The organism is Methanobrevibacter millerae, from assembly GCF_001477655.1.
Lineage (GTDB): Archaea > Methanobacteriota > Methanobacteria > Methanobacteriales > Methanobacteriaceae > Methanocatella > Methanocatella millerae_A.
This window is the reverse complement of record NZ_CP011266.1, coordinates 1-18,976: the sequence shown is the minus strand read 5'-3', so window position 1 is coordinate 18,976 and position 18,976 is coordinate 1. Positions and strand designations below refer to the sequence as shown.

Below are 18,976 nucleotides of genomic sequence, written 5' to 3'. Positions count from 1 at the left end.
ATGTTAATAAATTTATAAATTTAATTCTTCCTCAGTTTTTTTCATTAATAATAATTTGTTGATTGAGTCTAAAACAGCCAATATACTGGCCATTACAATATCATCGTCAATAGCCCTGCCAGTTGATTTATTTCCTTCATTATCTGAAGATATTACAAATACATCAGCCAAAGCATCAGTACCACCGTTAATAGCTTCAAGATTATATTCTTCAAGTTCAATATGCATTGTATCTTGAATCAGTTCACGAATTGCATTTAAAGCTGCATCAACAGGCCCAACTCCCGTATTGGAAGTTTCTTTTTCTACACCATTAATTTCTAATTTAACGGTGGCAGTTGGAGAAACAATTGCACCAGATAATAATCCCAATCCTTTTAATTTAATAGGAGTTTCACGAGCGGAACTTAATTCAGTTAAAGCAATAGCTTTCAAATCGTCATCAGTAACACACTTACCTTTATCACCTAAAGATTTAATTTGAGAAAAAACCTTTTCAAATTGTTCATCATTTAATTCTATGTGATAATCATGTAATTTAGATTTTAAAGCATTTGCACCCGTATGCTTTCCTAAAATAATTTTTCTTGAATGACCCACTAATTCTGGTGAAATGGGTTCATAAGTAGATGAATTATTTAAAATACCATGAACATGAATACCTGATTCGTGGGCAAATGCATTATCCCCAACAATTGGTTTATTTACTGGCATTTTAATACCAGTCAATCTACCGACAAAATCAGATAGACTATATAATTGTGAGTTATTGATTTTTAAATCTATTCCATAAGCAGAATAAAGAATAATAACAAGTTCTTCTAGTGATGTGTTTCCAGTACGCTCACCAATACCATTTACTGTTACATGAGCCTGATTAGCGCCACATTCAATTGCTGTTAGAGTATTTGCGGTAGCTAAACCAAAATCATTGTGAAAATGAACACTTATAGGACAACTGAAATTACTTTTTGCATAAGTTATTAATTCCTTGGTGAAAATTGGTGTTAAAATACCCACAGTATCAGGAATATCAATAAAATCTGCACCGGCATCAATAACTTCATTGAAAAATTCAAATAAAAAGTCCTTTTCTGTTCTAGTAGCATCTTCAGCAGAAAATTCTACAGTCAAACCATGATCCTTAGCATATTCAACAGCACCTACCGCAGTTGAAATAATAGTTTCTTTAGACATTTTTAATTTATAGTCTCTATGCAACGGAGATGTTCCAATAAAAGTATGAATATAATCTAAATCAGCATCCAATACTGAATCAATGTCACTTTTGACAGAACGTGCCAATCCTACAACAGTTGAATCAAAATCCAAAGATTTAATCTCTTTGGTAGCTTCGAATTCACCCAAAGAAGCAGCTGGAAAACCGGCTTCAATTTTATCTACACCCAAGTTATTGAGTTTTTGAGCGATTTGAATCTTTTCATCTACTGTAAGAGCAACACCAGGTGTCTGCTCTCCATCCCTTAAAGTTGTATCAAAAATATAAATCTCATCAGAAAGATTCATATATTTCTTATTTAAGGTATCGATATCATACATCTAAAAAATCTCCATTAGGTATATTTATATAATTAATTTTATTTAATTAAATACTTATCGTATAATTAATTTAATCAAAAAAGATAGTATATATCACAGATAAGCATTTTTTAAAAAGATTTTAAAAAAATAAAATATAATTAGACTAATGCCTAATTATTTTCTAAATTTTTTTATTACCACAATTGCAACAACAAGTATTATACATAAAACAGCTATTGAATAATACAGAAATACTGAAGCTGGAACTTCATGCTTATCTATATTTAAAGAATATACATATCCATCATTTCCTGATATGAATAAACTATTTCCATTAATTACAGGTGAAGATGTGATTGGAGAGTTAAATAAAATAGTTCCTGGATTATAACTGAATTCTTCAAGTCCCGTATATTTATTTAAAACATAAGCACTACCGCCATTGCTTGTAAATGCAACCAAATTTTCTTTCAGTGCCGGAGTTGATTGAACAGGAGAACCTACGGAATGACTCCATTTAACAGTTCCGTCACGAATATCAAGACATGTTAAATTTCCTTCATCAGATCCTATAAAAACATTATTGTCATGTTCATCAATAGTTGGAGAGCTAAAGACTTTATTGTTTAAGTCTGCCTTCCAAACTAAAGATCCATTGCTTTCATTTATTGCATATAAATTGCCGTCAGTAGAACCAATAAATATTTTTTCATCACCATATGCCGGAGATGAATATACTGAATCACCAGTTGTATATTCCCAATCCACGTTTTTAGAATCAACGCCAACAGCGTATAACTTTCCATTGCTTGAACCTATATAAACTGTATCATTAACAACAATAGGTGAAGATTGCAGTTTTCCATCCAAGTCAACATCAAATTTTACATCACCGGTATCATTATCAAATCCATATAAATGACCATCATCACATCCGACATAGACTATATTCTCATAAAGATATGCTGATGAGGAAATAGGTGCGGAGGTTGAATGTTCCCATATTAGCTTATGGCTATCTACATCAATTGCACTAAAAGAATCCTCACTACCTATATACAAAGTACCATTACTAACAATTGGTGATGCATTAGTATCAGATTTTAAATCAAAGCTCCAATTTTCTCTACCTTCTTCCATATCTATTGATTTTAATTGACCATTACTTGAAGATAAGTATAGGTATTCATTTGATATTGCAGGAGATGAAAAAATTGGTGAACCGAAGTTAAAGGTCCATAAATTTGTGACGAAATCAGACTCATCTGTTACAAATGCATGATGCGTATAATCATAGCCAAAAGAAATCCAATCGTTTGCTGCAATTGGAGTTAAACACATCAATAGAACAACAATAGCTAAACATAATTTTTTATACATATAAAACCTCCTAAACATCCCTATTAAATCTTTTAACACCAATTATAAAGAATACGATTGTGTATCCTACAAGAATAGCTAAATCTAACCAGACATCACCTAAAGTTTGTCCTTTAAGCATGACACCACGCATAGCATCATTCAAATATGTTAATGGAAAAATATAAGCTAATTTCTGTAAAATCCACGGCATGGTTTCAATTGGATAAAATACCCCAGAAACAAACATCATCGGCATTGAAAACGGCATAACTATTTGAGCATAATCCTCTTGAGTTTGGGTTCTGGAAGAAAGCATTATACCAAAGCCAACAAAGCATAATGCTCCAAAGACCAAAACAATGAATGTGGCCAGAACTCCTCCCTTAATGCTGACATTGAAAAGCAGTATAGCCATAAATATCAAAATCAGTGCCCGAACAAGTTCAATGAGTAACTTTGATGCAATTTTTCCACCAATAACCGTTGAAACAGAAGTCGGTGTCATGAATAAACGTGCAAGTTCACCTGTTTCCCTTTCACCAGCAATAGTGGCACCCATACCCATCATACAACTAAACATTATGGTCATTCCCAAAATAGCTGGGACCAAAAAGTCGATATATTTAATATTTCCATAAATTCTGTTAATATGAAGACCTATATCATCTTTAAAATTATTTAACTGATGTGAAACTGAAGGGCTTGATGTAGAATTTTGACTAACTGATGTTACAGAGCCTGCAGCAACCATGTTAGATAATTTGGAAAATATTGCCTGGGTTGATGAATCCAGAATCTGTGATGCCATCTGGTCTGATGAATCCAAATAAAGCGTTACTGATTTTTGGTTCGACGAGTTATCGTCATCATAATCCTTAGGCATTATAATGGCAGCCTTGACCTCTCCATTATCAACCATTTTTTCCGCTTTATCCTGGTCATCCATAACTTTAACAACCTTATATGTATCAGTTGATTTAATAGTGTCCAAAGTTAAATCTGTCAAGTCTCCGCTGGATTGACTAACAACAACTATTGGCAAATCCGTTAAATCTCCACCCATACCATATCCAAAAAGTAAAATCATGATTATTGGAAATGCTAAAATAGAAACCAGACGAGCAGGATGTCTTTTAAGAGAGATTAATTCTTTTCTAATCATCCATCCGAATTTCTTAAGCTCGATCATCTTCATTCACCTCGGAAGTAGATTTAATGAAAACATCTTCTAGAGACGGTTCCTCAGTAGAAATAGATTTGATTACACCATTAGAAGACATTACACTATTCAATACACTATTTATCGCATTATCATCAAAATAGTCAACCCTTAGATTTACACGACCATTATGTGCTATCTCAATACTTTTAACAGATTCGTTAGATTTCAAAGCGTTGATAATAGCTTGATCATTGCTTTCAAGTAAAAAAGACATCTTTCTTAAAGATAAGTTTTCAACATCCTCTTTTGTTGATGTTGTAACATTGCTTTCAGATGAAATTTGAGATAATGTATCAGATATCTCTTTTTTATTTGACTCTAAAAGTGAATCTTTAAGACCTTGTGGCGTATCATAAGCAACAAGATTTCCTGTGTTAATTATTCCCACATTATCACACAGCATGTCTACCTCATGCATGTCATGAGAACACAGGATAATTGTATGGCCGTTATCATTCAATTCACGAATCAAATCCCACAAAGTTCTTTTAGTTGTTGGATCAAGTCCTATTGTAGGCTCGTCCAAAAATAAAATTTCAGGCCTGTGAACTAAGCTGGCTACAAGAGAAGCTTTTTGCTTTTGGCCTCCAGATAACTGAGATATTCGTTTGTCCCTTGCATATTTAATATCAACAAGTTCCATCAAATCCTCAATACGAGAATCACGTTCATTAGGGTTTATTCCATAGTAATCGGCGCATAGTTGAGAGTTTTCCATAACCGTTAAATCCTTGTATAAACTGACTTGCTGAGGAACCATTCCCAAAAGCCTTCTAACTTCATCAGGATTCTTTTGGACATCATAGCCACCAACTGTAGCCTTACCGGATGTCGGTTGGATTAAACAAGTTAACATTTTAATTGTTGTTGTTTTTCCAGCACCATTAGGACCCAGCATCCCAAAGATACTTTTTTCAGGAATTTCTAGATTTAAGGAATTGACCGCAGTGAAATTTTTATAAACTTTCGTGAGATTTTTAGTTTCAATTGCGTTTGTCATTTTAATTCTCCCTCGAAATTTCTCTTCCAGTCATATCTTCAAGGTAATCTAACCATGACGGATTTTCCAAAACACGTTTCATATTATTTTTAATGTGGTTTAGAACAATTTCACCGTCTTCAGTTATAGAGTAAAACTTTACCCGCTTATTATTGACAATTTGCCATTCTCCTCTGATAAGACCCTTATCCTCCATTTTTCTTAAAATAGGGTATACTTTACTAGATGTAGCTTTAAGCTCACAATTTTCATTTGAAAAATCAAAAAACTCATCTAATCTTTTCATGATTCCATATCCATGAATTGATTCCTTTGAAATAATCCATAGAATTAGATTATGAGTCAAACCATTGGAAAAATGTTTTAAAATTTTAATATGACTTTCATTTAGTTCTTTCATTGTATCACATATGTAAAATTTTGACATATATCAACATTTATTATATATCATAACATAATATATAAATATGAAAGTCGGATTTACAACATTGTGCATGTTTATGGACGATAACTACAAAATAATCAAGGCAGCCCATGACCATGACTTTGAAATGATAGAAATTCTTGGGGAATCACCATTCTTTTTAAAAGACAATACAATAGCTTATAAAGACAGTGGACTTGAAGTATCAATTCATGCTCCAACAGTGGACATAAACATAGCTAGCTTGAACGAAGGCATTAAAGCTGAAAGTGTAAAGCAAATGAAGGAATGTATAGATTATGCTGAAAGCATCAATGCACATGCAATTACTGTCCATGCAGGAAAAATTGGGCGAAACGACCCTCCACTTAGAAAACAGGCTTTAGAATATGCATGCCAAAGCATATCAGAATTAGTCGATTATGCTGAAAACGTAATTATCTCTGTTGAAAATATGCCAATAAGACCAGTGTTTCTCGGAAATACAATAGAAGAACTGGAAATGTTTAAAAGTGAATGCGGTTGTGGAATAACAATTGACTTAGGTCATGGGAATACAACTAAAAACAACGAAGAATTATTGGAATTAAAAGACATTACCTACTGTCATTTGAATGACAATGATGGTATCAAAGACCAGCATGTTCCTTTAGGTGATGGAACACTTGATTTGGAATTACTTAAAAAAGTCAAAAGAGGAATCATTGAGCTGAATGACTTTAATAATGTTTTAAAAAGCAAAAAGGTTATTGAAAAGTATATTTAAAAATCAATTTCCTTAACTTCTTTTATGCTTTCAACGATATAATCAGTCTTATCCATAAGTTTAGGAGATACTTCCTCTTGCTGTTCAATTGTTAAAACACTAACATCAGCTTGTTTGAATGCTAAAACATCATTTAAACCATCACCAACCATCATTACCTTATATCCATCATCTTGAAGTGATTTAACGATTTCACATTTTCCTCGAGTGGATATACTGCCATGAGCATTTTCCTTTTTTACACCTATCATATCAGCCAATCTGTTAATTGCTCCTTTTCTGTCGCCTGATGCCAATACGATTTCACAGCCTTGAGACTTTAATTCACTTACCGTGTCAATTACTCCGTCAAATAATTTGCCTGCAGAGGTAATAGTATATGCAATTATTCCAACATCCATATCCAAAATTACAGCAGATCCGTTGCACAGTTGCATGTGTGGAACCTTCTCTCTCAATATTGGAAATCCGTCTGTGATGTCTGATATTATTGCTGAGTTTTCATTGTATAATATTTCCTTGACATCCTCTTTTGTGGTTTCAAAATTGGTGAAGCTTACATCAAAATCTATATCATATTCCTTTATTACATCTGAAAGTAATGTATTAGAATCTAAATCCATCAATTTATTAGTATTATACTGAAGGACTACCAATGCAAGAGAATCCGTTTGATCAATTAAATCAAGAGAATTAATATCTGTAAATAAATTCCCTGAAATAACATCCTTAATAACTCGATACCGCTCAATCAATGTTCCTGAATTATCAAATACAACAGCCTTTTTCATATTTAATAATAAATTTTTGTTAATATATAAAAGTTTGTAGTTATAAGTTATAAGTTATAATTAAAAATTGAATTAAATTATCAGTTATAAGTTATAAGTGATAACAATGAAAATAAAAATAACATATTTAAAAAAACAAGTTATATAAATATTGAAAAATATATTTATATTTATTATATTTATCTAAGGTGTTTTAATGAATGTTATTGAAAAATTAAATTCCATCAAAAGTGGAGAATTAACCGCTAAGGAAAATGTTGAAAACTTCCTTAAAGTTATTAAAGAAAAAAATGACTCCATTAATGCTTTTATTGAATTAAACGAAGAAAATGCATTAAAACAAGCAGAAGAAATTGATGCTAAAATAGCTAATGGAGAAGAAGTTGGAAGCTTAGCAGGTTTGGTATTTGGTATTAAGGCAAATATTAATGTAGAAGACTTGATTATTTCTGCAGCTTCAAAAACATTGGAAAATTATTTAGGAAGTTACAATGCAACTGTAGTCGATTATATATTAGCAGAAGATGGAATAATTATTGGAATTGCAAACATGGATGAATTTGCAGCTGGTAGTTCAACTGAAACTTCTTATTATGGACCAACTCAAAACCCTAATGCATTAGGCAGAATTCCTGGTGGTTCATCAGGTGGTAGTGCAGCAGTTGTTGCGGCTGAAATGTGTGATATTGCATTAGGTTCAGATACTGGTGGATCCATAAGAAACCCGGCTTCCCATTGTGGTGTAATCGGATTTAAACCAACATATGGTGCCGTTTCAAGACAAGGTTTACTTGACTTATCCATGAGTTTAGACCAAATCGGTCCATTTGCACGTGATGTCAGCGGTATAGCTCTTGCATTAAATACTATCGTTGATTATGATGAAACCGAATGTACAACCATAGACTGGGATAAACCTGACTTCACAGAATGTTTAGAAGACAAATCCCTTGAAGGCATGAAAATAGCTATTTGTAAAGATTTCATTGAAGTGACCGATGAAGAAATCAATAAAACCGTTAATAAGGCTATTAACAAATTGGTTGATGCAGGTGCTGAACTTGTAGAAGTATCTTTTGATCACTTAGACTTATGTTTACCTACATATTACTTAATTAACTATGTTGAGTTCTTCTCAGCTACAAGAAAATATGACGGAAGAGATTACGGTTACAGAATAGAGGAAGTTTGTGGAGATGAAGTTTTAAGAAGAATTAAAATCGGTTCCCACATTGCACAAGCTGAATTCAGTGGAAAATACTACAAAAAAGCACTTAAAGCAAGGTCTCTTATTCGTGATGAAATCAATGCAATGCTTGAAAATGTTGACTTGATTGTAGGTCCTACCGTGCCAAAACTTCCACACGAAATCGGTGAAAAATTAGACCCAATGGAAATGTATGCATATGATGTATTGACTGTTATTGCTAACCTTGCAGGAATTCCTGCAGCAAGTATACCGGCAGGTACTGTTAACGACATTCCAGTAGGTCTCCAAATACAAGCTAAACCATTAGATGATGAAAAAATCGTTAAAGCTATGGCTGTATTTGAAAATACTCAAAATTAAGGGTTTTAAATCCCTAACCACTTTATTTTTTTATTAACCAGTAAATTAAAAGAAAACAATTTTATTTCATCAATGAATTTTACACTTGAAATGCATGTCTAAATAAACTTTAAAAATTATAAAAATCATATCACTATTTGAGGTTATTTTATGACAAAAATTGGACTTGCTTATGTAAAAGGTGCTGTTCCTGGTTTTGAGCAATTTGGAAATTTACCAACAGATATTGTTAAGGAAAATGGTTTAGTTAATGGAAATAAAGTAAGTGAAGAACTTGATGCATTAATTATACCTGGAGGAACATTAATCGAATCAAATGACATCAATATGGATTTAAACAAGGAAATCCTAAGAATGGCAAAAATGGGAAAACCTATTATTGGAATATGTGCAGGATTTCAACTGCTTTCAAACCAGATAGATATCGGAAGAAAGTCAGAAGTCCCTATTGTTAAAGAAGGTCTTGGATTAATTGATGTTGAATTTTCACCGTTAATTACAAGCGATAGGGTAGTGGCAAAGGTTTATGACAATTCATTTTTAACAAAAAATCAAAATGAAGACGTTAACGGTTTTCATACACACACCTATGGAAAGGTTGTTGGAGATGCTAAACCGCTGTTCTATTCTAAAGTCCAAAGAATGAATTATGGCGATACAAACAAATCAGGAGATTACAACATATTTTCCGGAGCATGCAATGATGATGGAAATGTCATTGGAACTATGATTCATAACATACTTGACGAAAATCCAGTTTTGGTCAAAAATTTGCTCAATCAAATAGATGCAGATGATATAGAAGACATTTACAATAGAAATAAAAAAGTTAAAGAACATATTCAATCTGAAATCGGAATCGGCACAGGCATAAAAATACCTCAAAGAAAAGCTAACGAAAAACCTAAATTCCTAATGATTGGAAGTAACGGATCAGATTCCGGGAAAACGTTTATCTTAACAGGCTTAGCAGGTGCGTTAAGAAAAAGGGGATATAAAGTTGCACTACTGAAAGTAGGGCCTGACGTTCGCGACATTATACCTGGATTGTATTTGACAAAAGACTATATGAATGATTTCAGTTCAATAAAGATTGGTCATTTAGGCTGGAGTGACATCGAATCTACAGTAGCTAAATTGAATTCATCTGATTATGACATTGTATTGATTGAAGGAGTAATGAGTGTATTTACAGGTTTATTAAATGAAAAAGTCCCATTTTCTGCAGCTGAAATAGCAATGTCATCAAATATTCCAATGCTATTAATATCAGGAGTTAATAAGGGAGGAATCGAATCTGCCGCTGTTGATTTGGTAGCGCATGCAAACATGTTAAGCAAATTCAATGTGGATGTTAAGGGAATCTTATTGAATAAAGTATATAATGAAAGCATATTTGAAAATGTAGTTCCGTATATTAAAAATAATTCCAATGTCGATGAGGTATTGAGTGTCGGAAAACTAAAACTAGAGACAAGAGGCTTTACACCTGAAATAGAAATCAGGTATGATTTGTTTACAAAAGCTGCTCTTGACTTGGTAGAGGAATCTCTAGACATTGATAAAATAGCTAAAATGGCACAGGAAGTTAAATTTAATCGTATAATTCCATTTGAAGAAATAAAAAATAAGGTGATATAATGGCACTTAACTTAAGCCCAGAACAGGGAGTTAAACTAACCAAAAAAGACAGACATCAGGTTGCAAGAAAAATTCGTCAAGGATGGAAAGCCAACTGTTTGATTCCGGATTATGTTTTTGACGAAAACGGAGATATTCAGATTGGGTCTGATAAAAATCGCCGTGTTGTAAAAAAAGTTAAAATCCTGGATGATGGAATCCACTTTGAAAAAGCTTTAAAAAGCAAAACCCTAAGGGTTAGATGGGATAAGATATCTGGAATAGAGCCTACAAAAGAGATACGCGACGGTTTAAAAATAAGTATGCATGATGGTAAATACGTTGCATTCAGCATTTATAACTCATACAAAATACAACAGATTACCCAATTTATAATCAACTACATTCAAAATAAAAGAATGGATAATACTAACATGTATAGTTAGTATTCTTCTAAATATTTTTTAATGATGTCGTTTCCTCTAAGGAGAACCAAATCATTTTCTTCAGCATATTTTTTAGCATCATCAAATGATGTTGCCTGACCGGTTTCACCATCCATCATTTCACAAACGACACAAACAGGAGTAACACCAGCCATTTCACACATTGCAAGACCAATTTCTGTGTGTCCTCTTCTGTTTTTAACAGTGTCAACTGCTCCTCTTAAAAGACAGACATGTCCTGGAGATCTAAATGTTTTACCGAATTCATCGAATTTTCCATCTTTAAACATTTTAGCCATTTCGCTAATGGTCATTGCTCTGTCATGGTCTGTTACACCAGTGAATGATTTTCTGTGATTTACCCAAATTGAAAAGGATGATCTTTCATCGTATGGAATATCATTAGGAGCAAGTTCAGCTAAATTAGGATATTTTTCAGTAGCTGCTGCCATAATGTCGACCATAAACGGTAAATTGATTTCATCACAAAATTTAGAGCTAATACAATTACAGATTAATCCTCCAGCATCATTTCTCATTGTAGCAATAGATTTTGGAGTTACAAATTCAGAAGCGATAATCATATCGATTTCGCCTTCTCTGTCATCATTATCATATACTAAAATAAATTTACCTTGTCTTAAGGCTTCAAATCCTTTTTCTAAATCAGTTTCTTGATTCATAGTAATGTCTCCTTGTGTACTAGAACCAGGGTTTTTAAAAAAAATAATCTACTTATTCTCTTTCATCCGGACTGTCACCGTCGGTTTTGGAATTTCACCAAATCAACACATTAACCTCGTGCTCGTGGACTTATTATATTAAAATCACCACCGGTGGAGAATTTCACTCCGCCCCTGAGAACGTATTAAAATAATATATCAATTATATATAAAATACTTTGTGGTATCAAAACTCAATACTTACAATATCACCGTCTTTTAAATTAAGTGCATCTCTTAATTTTATTTCAGCAATGAATTCCAAATAATTTTCAGTATGTTCTGTTTTTGCCGGAAAAACGATAGCCCCATTAACATCATCATTCAAAATAGCTTCAATGTATTTTACAGCACCAAACCCTTCATCAGGTTTAATGATATCATTACAATTATCTTTAATTTCGTTGATTTGCTCTAAATGATTTTCAGGGACTAGAATATTCAATGTTCCAGGATAAGGCTTAAAACCACAATTTTTTATAAAATTATTAACGTAAAAATCCTGAGATAGAAAAAAAGCAGCTTTTCCCAAACCAGTTGTAACTTCTCCCCTAAGTTTCATCAAATAACCTCTTATGTCTAATTATATTTTTTAACATATTTATATTAATTATAAAAATTAAAAGTAATACCAATAAAGATTATGAAAGGTATTAAAATGGAAGTTAAAACTATTAAAACAGATGTGTTAATAATAGGATCAGGTGGTGCTGGTTCAAGAGCAGCTATTGAAGTTGATGATGCTGGTCTTAAAGCAACAATTGTGTCAAAAGGATTATCCTTTAGATCCGGTTGTACCGGAATGGCTGAAGGTGGATATAATGCTGTTTTCAAAGCTGTTGATAAAGACGACTCAATAGAAGCACATATTAAAGACACTTTAAAAGGTGGAAGTTTTCTAAATGATAAAAAGCTAGTCGATATTTTAGTAAATGAATCCCCTAAAAGATTAATTGATTTGGAAAACTACGGTGCATTATTTGACAGACAGGAAAACGGTGAAATAAATCAAAGGCCATTTGGCGGTCAGACATACAGAAGAACTTGCTTTCAGGGAGACCGTACTGGTGCTGAACTTTTAAATGCTTTAAAAGAAGAGATAATTAGTAGAGATATAGAATGCATTGAAGAAGTAATGATAACTTCCCTTATTCAGGAGGGCGTTCAAGTAATAGGAGCAACCGGATTTGACTTAAAGGATTCCAGCATTATATACTTCCAATCAAAAGCCGTAATTTTTGCAAGTGGCGGAGCCGGACAACTATACCCTGTAACTTCCAATACCTTTCAAAAAAATGGAGATGGTTTTGCAATAGCATATAGAGCTGGTGCAAACCTAATTGATATGGAACAGGTTCAATTCCACCCAACAGGAATGGTTACCCCTGAATCCAAAAAAGGAGTATTAGTAACAGAAGCAGTAAGGGCTGAAGGGGGTAAGCTATTAAATAAAGATGGCGAACGTTTCATGGCAAGATATTCACCTGAAAAAATGGAACTGTCAACACGTGACGTTGTAGCAAGATCAATCTATCAGGAAATTATTGAAGGAAGAGGAAGCGAACACGGAGGAGTCTATCTTGACATTTCACATCTTGACGATGATGTTATTGATGAAAAACTGGAAACCATGGTTCTGCAATTTGAAAATGTTGGTGTTGACATTAAAAACGAACCAATTGAAGTTGCTCCAACAGCACATCACTTTATGGGCGGTATCAAAATAAATACTGATGCTTCAACTTCACTTCCTAATTTGTTTGCTTGCGGAGAAGTTTGCGGTGGAGTTCACGGAGCTAATCGTCTAGGCGGGAACGCACTTGCAGACACCCAAGTATTCGGAAAAATAGCTGGTGAAAATGCGGCCAAAATCGCGAAAGAAACAGAAATAAAAACCAATGATGAAATGGTTTTGGCCGAAAAAGAAAGAATTGAAGGGTTAATAAAGCCAGGTTCCATTAAAGCTAATGAATTTAAAGAAAACATCAAAAAACTAATGTGGGAAAAAGTATCTATTGTGCGTGAAGAGAAAAAATTGAATGAAGCACTTAAACAACTTCAAGAAATGCAGAAAGATTTGGATAAACTTGATGTATCTGATAAAAGTCAGTATAATAATGAATTGTTAACAGCTTTAGAAGTAATAAATATGGTTGAAATCTGTATTTTAGTTGTTAAATCCGCAATATTACGTCGTGAAAGTAGAGGAGCTCACTACAGAAGCGATTTCCCTGAAAGTAATGATGCATGGAAAAGAAGTATTGTTTTAAACAAAAATAAAATTAAATTTGAAGCTAGATAGCTTCAATAATCATCTTTTTTTATAAAAGAGCCTTGAGTTCTTCAATTGCTTTTCTAGCTTTATCATAAATTTCCTGCTCATCCAATGTAGTTAATTTCTTATTTTCCATCAATATTTGACCATTACAAATAGTAGTATCTACATTAGATCCGTTTGCAGAGTAAATAATATTGGAACTTAAATTAGAACTGTCTGGAATCATATTAGCATTATTTGTATCAATTAATATTAAATCTGCTTTTTTGCCGACTTCGATTGATCCAATTTCATCCTCCAAACCGAGAGCCTTTGCACCATTGATTGTTCCGATAGCAATAGCCTCATCTGATGTTAAAACCTTAGGGTCAAGAGTTGAAACCTTTTGAAGCAAGCTGGCAGTTTTTAATTCTTCGATTAAATCCAAATTGTTGTTGGATGATGCTCCATCAGTTCCAATAGAAACACATATATCATTTTCTAGTAATTTTGATACAGGTGCAATACCTGATGCCAATTTCATGTTACTGCAAGGATTATGTGAAATTTTAACATCATTTTTCTTAATTATATCAATTTCATTGTCATTTAACCATACACAATGTGCACATAAAACATCAGGACCTAAAAATCCTATAGAATCCAAGTATTCGAATGGCCTTAATCCTTTTTCACTGGAAACATCATTAATTTCCTTTTGAGTTTCACTTACATGAATATGAATTTTCATGTCATTCTCATCAGCCAATTTGCGGACTTCTCTTAACAATTCTTCTGAAGCGGTATATGGAGAATGGGGTCCGAAAAATACTTTAATTCTTCCGTCAGCAGCATCATGACAATTTTTAAATAGAGCCATGTTCTTTTCAATTTCAGCTTTTCTTTTTTCCTCATCACCGAAATCAATCATTCCATATGACAATACAGCTCTAATACCTGATTCTTCAACTGCTTTTGCAACATCTTCCATATAAAAATACATATCAGAGAATGTTGTAGTACCTGATTTGATTAGTTCAACAGCTCCTAAAAGAGCTCCTATATAACAATAATTACCGTTAAGATTTGCTTCCATAGGCCATATATTATCATTTAACCATTCATCTAAAGCCAGGTCATCAGCTAATCCTCTAAACAATGTCATGGATAAATGTGTATGTGTATTAATAAAACCCGGAAGTAAAATTTTACCTGTTGCATCTATTACTTTGTCAACATTTTCATCAGAAATATTATCTGAAATTTCTGAAATTAAATCATTATTAATTAATAAATCCTTTTTCTCATCATAATCCGTATTAGGATCCAAAATAACTGCATTTTTAATTAAAATCGTATTATCTGCCATAATAACACCTAAAAATAAAAAAAGTATGACTTATAAAAAAAATTATAAGTCTAATTCATTGACTGCGAATTTAATATCTTCAGCTTTAATAGTTTTACGTTTAGCTAATCTTGCAGCTTCATTTGCTTTAATAGCAATGTTACGTGCAATTTCTTCTAATGCTTCAGCTAATTCAACTTTTGCATCTTCACTTACTCTTTCAGCACCAGTATCCTTAATGATTCTAGCAATAGGAGCTTTTGGTATTTCTGCCATATTTTTCACCTCACTAAAATTCAATCAATTCTTATGATTAAAATTCAATTAATCATAAGCTAAATATCTTTATATAAACAATATATATTTAAATATTTTGGAATTATTAAGGAATGCCTAAAAAAATAATAAAAAAAAGTATTTTAAACACATAATGTTAAAAATATATATAAAGAAAAATTGGTGTTGAGATGAAATTAAAAATAGCTGTTCCATCAAAAGGAAGAATTAGCAATCCATCTATAGATATTTTAGAAAAAGCAGGATTAGGTTTAAAAGATAACAATAATCGACAATTAATATCAAAAACTCATAATAAAAATATTGATATAATGTTTGCAAGGGCATCAGATATTCCTGAATTTGTATCTGATGGAATTGTTGATATGGGAATAAGTGGTATTGACCTGATAAAAGAAAGTGAAAGTGAAGTTGTTCAGCTGTTAGATTTAAAATTTGGACAAACAAAACTTGTTTTAGCTTCACCTGAAGATTCAGAAATTAACTCAATTGATGATTTAACATCTGATATGGTAATAGCAACAGAATTTCCTACATTAACAAGAAAATATCTGAAAAATCATGATTTAAATCCAAAAATTGTTAAATTAAGTGGATCTACAGAAATCGCACCATTTATTGGCGTAGCAGATTTAATTACTGATTTAACAAGTACAGGAACTACATTAAAAATGAATCATTTGAAAATCATTGATACAATATTGGAAAGTACAATTGTATTAATAACAAATGAAAAATCATTAGAAAATAAAAAAACATTAGTTGAAGCTGTTAATAGAAGCATCAAAGGAGTAATTGATGCCTATGGTAAAAAACTTATAATGATGAATGTGAAAAGCAAGGATTTAGATGAAGTAAGAAAACTTATGCCAGCTATGGATGGTCCTACTATATCTGAAGTTTTATCTAAAGAAAAAACCGTTGCAATACAAGCTGTTATTGATGAAGATCAAGTTTTTGAACTTGTAAATGATTTGAGGAATGCTGGTGCAAAAGACATTCTTGTTGTACCTATTGAAAGAATAATATGAAAACTGCAATAATTTATTCAACATTAATTGATGATACAAAAAAATCCGCCAAAATATTAAAAGAATTAATTAAATCAGAGGTAGTGTTGATTTCTATTGAAAATGTCAAGGATATATGCCTTTTAAAATATAACTTTATTATATTAGGGGCATCAACGTATAATGGAAAGGTTCAAGGATCGTTCAAAAGATATGTTTCAAGAAATATCAAAACACTCATTGAAAAACCTCATGCATTATATGTGAATAGTGATGAAAATTTAGATATGATGACAAATTTGGACAAAGTATTTTCACAGGAAATCATAGAATCCTCATTTGTGTATTCAAACTTCGGATATGAAATAAATACAGATATAGGAAATTACATTCAAAGAAGAAAATCAAAAAAAATTATCGAAAAAAATGATAATGTACCTATTTTAAATAAACATAAAATAGAAGAATTTGCAAATAACATTAATAATTTAATTGAAAAAAGGGTTGATTAAAATTTTTGAATTGAAAAACATAATATCAATTAAAGATTTAAATAAATCAGATATTGATTATATTATAGACGAAGCATCAAAATTAGAGGATATTGCTAAATCCAGAGAAATTTCAGAAGAATTAAAAGGAAAAATATTAGGATTAATGTTTTTTGAACCATCAACAAGAACAAAAATGTCATTTGAAACATCAATGAAACGTTTGAGTGGTGAATGTATTGGTTTTGAAAACACAGGTTCTTCAAGTGTATCCAAAGGTGAAAGTATAGCAGACACCGCAAAAATGTTTGAAGGATACTGTGATGCATTGGTAATAAGACATGAAATGGAAGGAGTTTCAAAATTCATATCAGATATTGTAGATGTTCCTGTAATTAATGCTGGTGATGGTGCTGGTCAACATCCAACACAAACATTGCTTGACTTGTACACAATTAAAAAAGAAATTGGACATATTGACAACATAAAAATTGCATTAATTGGTGATTTAAAATATGGACGTACAGTTCACTCCCTAGCAAATGCTCTGACATTATATGATAACGTTGAACTTTACTTCGTATCACCGGATAAATTGAAAATGCCTCAAGAAATACTTCATGACTTAGACAAAGCAGGAATGTCTTACACTGAAACATCCAATATTTCAGATGTCATCGATAAAGTAAATGTTTTATATGTTACAAGAATTCAAAAAGAGCGTTTTGCAGATATTGATGATTATTTAGAAATCAAAGGTGCTTATATTATTAACAAAAAAATGCTGGAAGGTAAAGACCTGATTGTAATGCATCCTTTACCTAGAATCGATGAAATAGATGGTGATGTGGATGATACCAAATATAATAAGTATTTCACCCAGGCAGCCAATGCCGTTCCAGTAAGAATGGCAATTTTAAAAACATTAATTAAAAACAACCCTAAATAGATGAATATAAACTTGATTCAAGCAAATCTTCATCACATTGAAGTTTAATAATGTTAGTTCTTCCTTTTCCACGACCACGAGAAATGGTGTTTGTGGAAATGATACCTAACATTTCTAGTTCATTGATAAAATCAAATATTCTTCTGTAAGTAACAGCATCTTTTTTAGATACTTCACTATAAGCTTCATATAATTTACCTGAAGTGATTTCTTCATTATCATTAGTTAATCTTAAAATAGCTTCTAAAACCCTTTGCTGTTGAGTTGGAAGAGTCTTTACGACGTCAACAAATTTATCATGTTCTATTCTGTCTTTAGCCATTCTGACATGTTCACTTTTAATAGTATTTGATCCTTCCTCTTCAGCTATGAAACCTGAAGTTTTTAATAAATCTAAAGCAAATCTAGCATCACCTTCTTCCTTGGCAGCCATTGCAGAGCACAATGGAATCACATCACTTTCAACGACACCTTCATTGAAGGCCATATTTGCCCTTTCATTTAAAATATCTGTCAATTGGTTAGCTCCATAAGGAGGAAATACAATTTCCTTATCATTTAAACTACTGGTAACCCTTGATTTGATTAGTCCTTTGAAATCCAAAAAGTTACTGATAGATAAAATTGAAACATTGTCTGTCCTTGTTAATGTATATAATATTCCATCTCCATCTTTATTAAGCAAAATATCAATTTCATCTAAAATAACAATTAAAATAAGTTTTTTTCCAAACGCATTTGTCCTGAATATATCTCTGAAAGTATTGACAACTTCAGCTTTAGTCCATCCCCTGTGCGGAACATCACGTCCAAGCTTTTGACACAATTGAGCTATTACCTGATATTCAGTAGTATAATCAGTACATCTTATATATTCAATTTTAATAAAAACATCTTGATCTGCTGAAAACTCCAAAAGTTGAGACCGAGCGAATTTTGCAGCAGCAGTTTTACCAGTACCGGTTTTACCATAAATCGTAATGTTTGATGGAGTTACATCATTTAAAGCATCAACCCAATATCTCGCTATTTGCGTTACCTGTTCTTCCCTGTGTAATAATCTTTCAGGTAAAAACCTATGATCCAAAGGCTTTTTATCCTTAAATATTACATTTTCATTCTGAATGTTTTCAAAAATATTTGCCATATTCCCACCCAT

19 protein-coding genes and 1 riboswitch are annotated in these 18,976 nt (G+C 32.0%); of the genes, 8 read left to right on the top strand and 11 right to left on the bottom strand.

Going from position 1 to position 18,976, the window contains the following annotated elements; genetic code table 11:
* Positions 1-12 precede the first annotated feature (12 nt).
* From SM9_RS00095 to SM9_RS00075, 5 genes are all read right to left on the bottom strand, one after another.
* A complete protein-coding gene (locus SM9_RS00095) occupies positions 13-1,560 on the bottom strand; it encodes a 2-isopropylmalate synthase (protein WP_058738201.1) in 1,548 nt (515 codons plus the stop codon).
* Positions 1,561-1,716: 156 nt separating this feature from the next.
* Positions 1,717-2,922 carry a beta-alanine-activating enzyme beta-propeller domain-containing protein gene (locus tag SM9_RS00090; protein WP_058738200.1) on the bottom strand — a complete coding sequence of 402 codons (1,206 nt, stop codon included), beginning with the start codon at positions 2,920-2,922 and terminating at the stop codon, positions 1,717-1,719.
* A 10-nt stretch (positions 2,923-2,932) separates the two neighbouring features.
* Entirely contained in the window at positions 2,933-4,093 is a 1,161-nt protein-coding gene (locus SM9_RS00085) for an ABC transporter permease (RefSeq protein ID WP_058738199.1), read from the bottom strand.
* Positions 4,080-5,126 carry an ATP-binding cassette domain-containing protein gene (locus SM9_RS00080; RefSeq protein ID WP_058738198.1) on the bottom strand — a complete coding sequence of 349 codons (1,047 nt, stop codon included), beginning with the start codon at positions 5,124-5,126 and terminating at the stop codon, positions 4,080-4,082. The genes SM9_RS00085 and SM9_RS00080 overlap by 14 nt, the downstream gene beginning before the upstream one ends.
* A 1-nt stretch (position 5,127) precedes the next feature.
* Positions 5,128-5,526 (bottom strand): PadR family transcriptional regulator, encoded by a 399-nt coding sequence (locus SM9_RS00075; RefSeq protein WP_157064610.1) that lies wholly within the window; start codon positions 5,524-5,526, stop codon positions 5,128-5,130.
* 67 nt (positions 5,527-5,593) lie between these two features.
* Between SM9_RS00075 and SM9_RS00070 the strand changes: the two genes are divergently transcribed.
* Positions 5,594-6,316, top strand: coding sequence for a sugar phosphate isomerase/epimerase family protein (locus SM9_RS00070; RefSeq protein WP_058738196.1), 723 nt, complete (start codon positions 5,594-5,596; stop codon positions 6,314-6,316).
* Here SM9_RS00070 and SM9_RS00065 read toward each other — a convergent pair.
* Positions 6,313-7,107, bottom strand: a complete 795-nt coding sequence (locus SM9_RS00065; protein WP_058738195.1) for an HAD family hydrolase — start codon at positions 7,105-7,107, stop codon at positions 6,313-6,315. The genes SM9_RS00070 and SM9_RS00065 overlap by 4 nt on opposite strands.
* A gap of 196 nt (positions 7,108-7,303) precedes the next feature.
* Here SM9_RS00065 and gatA point away from each other — a divergent pair, with 196 nt between their 5' ends.
* The 3 genes from gatA (at position 7,304) to SM9_RS00050 (ending at position 10,743) form a co-directional block, all read left to right on the top strand.
* Positions 7,304-8,677, top strand: a complete 1,374-nt coding sequence (gene gatA / locus SM9_RS00060) for an Asp-tRNA(Asn)/Glu-tRNA(Gln) amidotransferase subunit GatA (protein ID WP_058738194.1) — start codon at positions 7,304-7,306, stop codon at positions 8,675-8,677.
* A gap of 150 nt (positions 8,678-8,827) precedes the next feature.
* A complete protein-coding gene (locus SM9_RS00055; RefSeq protein ID WP_058738193.1) occupies positions 8,828-10,318 on the top strand; it encodes a nucleotide-binding protein in 1,491 nt (496 codons plus the stop codon).
* Positions 10,318-10,743, top strand: a complete 426-nt coding sequence (locus SM9_RS00050) for a hypothetical protein (RefSeq protein ID WP_058738192.1) — start codon at positions 10,318-10,320, stop codon at positions 10,741-10,743. The genes SM9_RS00055 and SM9_RS00050 overlap by 1 nt, the downstream gene beginning before the upstream one ends.
* On the opposite strand, the gene ribB is transcribed toward SM9_RS00050, so the two are convergent.
* Complete coding sequence (gene ribB, locus SM9_RS00045) at positions 10,740-11,426, bottom strand: 3,4-dihydroxy-2-butanone-4-phosphate synthase (protein ID WP_058738191.1); 687 nt, start codon at positions 11,424-11,426, stop codon at positions 10,740-10,742. The two genes, SM9_RS00050 and ribB, sit on opposite strands and share 4 nt — an antisense overlap.
* Before the next feature lie 50 nt (positions 11,427-11,476).
* Positions 11,477-11,612: riboswitch (FMN riboswitch) on the bottom strand.
* Positions 11,613-11,652: 40 nt separating this feature from the next.
* Positions 11,653-12,027, bottom strand: coding sequence for a DUF120 domain-containing protein (locus SM9_RS00040; RefSeq protein ID WP_058738190.1), 375 nt, complete (start codon positions 12,025-12,027; stop codon positions 11,653-11,655).
* Positions 12,028-12,123: 96 nt separating this feature from the next.
* Between SM9_RS00040 and tfrA the strand changes: the two genes are divergently transcribed.
* Positions 12,124-13,767: a fumarate reductase (CoM/CoB) subunit TfrA gene (gene tfrA, locus SM9_RS00035; RefSeq protein WP_058738189.1), complete on the top strand. Its 1,644-nt coding sequence runs from the start codon at positions 12,124-12,126 to the stop codon at positions 13,765-13,767.
* Between the two features lie 19 nt (positions 13,768-13,786).
* Here the strand turns inward: tfrA and SM9_RS00030 are convergent, their stop codons facing one another.
* Together SM9_RS00030 and SM9_RS00025 are read right to left on the bottom strand one after the other, a co-directional pair.
* Positions 13,787-15,091 carry an amidohydrolase family protein gene (locus SM9_RS00030; protein WP_058738188.1) on the bottom strand — a complete coding sequence of 435 codons (1,305 nt, stop codon included), beginning with the start codon at positions 15,089-15,091 and terminating at the stop codon, positions 13,787-13,789.
* A gap of 42 nt (positions 15,092-15,133) precedes the next feature.
* Complete coding sequence (locus SM9_RS00025; protein WP_058738187.1) at positions 15,134-15,346, bottom strand: histone family protein; 213 nt, start codon at positions 15,344-15,346, stop codon at positions 15,134-15,136.
* Between the two features lie 191 nt (positions 15,347-15,537).
* Here SM9_RS00025 and hisG point away from each other — a divergent pair, with 191 nt between their 5' ends.
* The 3 genes from hisG to pyrB are packed head-to-tail and all read left to right on the top strand — an operon-like array spanning position 15,538 to position 17,817.
* Complete coding sequence (hisG, locus tag SM9_RS00020; protein WP_058738186.1) at positions 15,538-16,398, top strand: ATP phosphoribosyltransferase; 861 nt, start codon at positions 15,538-15,540, stop codon at positions 16,396-16,398.
* On the top strand, positions 16,395-16,889 hold the full coding sequence (locus SM9_RS00015; protein WP_058738185.1) for a flavodoxin domain-containing protein: 495 nt from the start codon (positions 16,395-16,397) through the stop codon (positions 16,887-16,889). Before hisG ends, SM9_RS00015 begins: the two co-directional genes overlap by 4 nt.
* Positions 16,882-17,817 (top strand): aspartate carbamoyltransferase, encoded by a 936-nt coding sequence (pyrB, locus tag SM9_RS00010; protein ID WP_058738184.1) that lies wholly within the window; start codon positions 16,882-16,884, stop codon positions 17,815-17,817. Before SM9_RS00015 ends, pyrB begins: the two co-directional genes overlap by 8 nt.
* Here the strand turns inward: pyrB and SM9_RS00005 are convergent.
* Positions 17,810-18,964: a Cdc6/Cdc18 family protein gene (locus tag SM9_RS00005; protein ID WP_058740275.1), complete on the bottom strand. Its 1,155-nt coding sequence runs from the start codon at positions 18,962-18,964 to the stop codon at positions 17,810-17,812. The two genes, pyrB and SM9_RS00005, sit on opposite strands and share 8 nt — an antisense overlap.
* Positions 18,965-18,976 lie beyond the last annotated feature (12 nt).

What these genes read in the sequence shown, in the direction of transcription:
- SM9_RS00095 (WP_058738201.1), bottom strand. Translation starts at nt 1,560, where the DNA reads ATGTATGATATCGATACCTTAAATAAGAAATATATGAATCTTTCTGAT.
- SM9_RS00090 (WP_058738200.1), bottom strand. Translation starts at nt 2,922, where the DNA reads ATGTATAAAAAATTATGTTTAGCTATTGTTGTTCTATTGATGTGTTTA.
- SM9_RS00085 (WP_058738199.1), bottom strand. Translation starts at nt 4,093, where the DNA reads ATGATCGAGCTTAAGAAATTCGGATGGATGATTAGAAAAGAATTAATC.
- SM9_RS00080 (WP_058738198.1), bottom strand. Translation starts at nt 5,126, where the DNA reads ATGACAAACGCAATTGAAACTAAAAATCTCACGAAAGTTTATAAAAAT.
- SM9_RS00075 (WP_157064610.1), bottom strand. Translation starts at nt 5,526, where the DNA reads ATGAAAGAACTAAATGAAAGTCATATTAAAATTTTAAAACATTTTTCC.
- SM9_RS00070 (WP_058738196.1), top strand. Translation starts at nt 5,594, where the DNA reads ATGAAAGTCGGATTTACAACATTGTGCATGTTTATGGACGATAACTAC.
- SM9_RS00065 (WP_058738195.1), bottom strand. Translation starts at nt 7,107, where the DNA reads ATGAAAAAGGCTGTTGTATTTGATAATTCAGGAACATTGATTGAGCGG.
- gatA (WP_058738194.1), top strand. Translation starts at nt 7,304, where the DNA reads ATGAATGTTATTGAAAAATTAAATTCCATCAAAAGTGGAGAATTAACC.
- SM9_RS00055 (WP_058738193.1), top strand. Translation starts at nt 8,828, where the DNA reads ATGACAAAAATTGGACTTGCTTATGTAAAAGGTGCTGTTCCTGGTTTT.
- SM9_RS00050 (WP_058738192.1), top strand. Translation starts at nt 10,318, where the DNA reads ATGGCACTTAACTTAAGCCCAGAACAGGGAGTTAAACTAACCAAAAAA.
- ribB (WP_058738191.1), bottom strand. Translation starts at nt 11,426, where the DNA reads ATGAATCAAGAAACTGATTTAGAAAAAGGATTTGAAGCCTTAAGACAA.
- SM9_RS00040 (WP_058738190.1), bottom strand. Translation starts at nt 12,027, where the DNA reads ATGAAACTTAGGGGAGAAGTTACAACTGGTTTGGGAAAAGCTGCTTTT.
- tfrA (WP_058738189.1), top strand. Translation starts at nt 12,124, where the DNA reads ATGGAAGTTAAAACTATTAAAACAGATGTGTTAATAATAGGATCAGGT.
- SM9_RS00030 (WP_058738188.1), bottom strand. Translation starts at nt 15,091, where the DNA reads ATGGCAGATAATACGATTTTAATTAAAAATGCAGTTATTTTGGATCCT.
- SM9_RS00025 (WP_058738187.1), bottom strand. Translation starts at nt 15,346, where the DNA reads ATGGCAGAAATACCAAAAGCTCCTATTGCTAGAATCATTAAGGATACT.
- hisG (WP_058738186.1), top strand. Translation starts at nt 15,538, where the DNA reads ATGAAATTAAAAATAGCTGTTCCATCAAAAGGAAGAATTAGCAATCCA.
- SM9_RS00015 (WP_058738185.1), top strand. Translation starts at nt 16,395, where the DNA reads ATGAAAACTGCAATAATTTATTCAACATTAATTGATGATACAAAAAAA.
- SM9_RS00005 (WP_058740275.1), bottom strand. Translation starts at nt 18,964, where the DNA reads ATGGCAAATATTTTTGAAAACATTCAGAATGAAAATGTAATATTTAAG.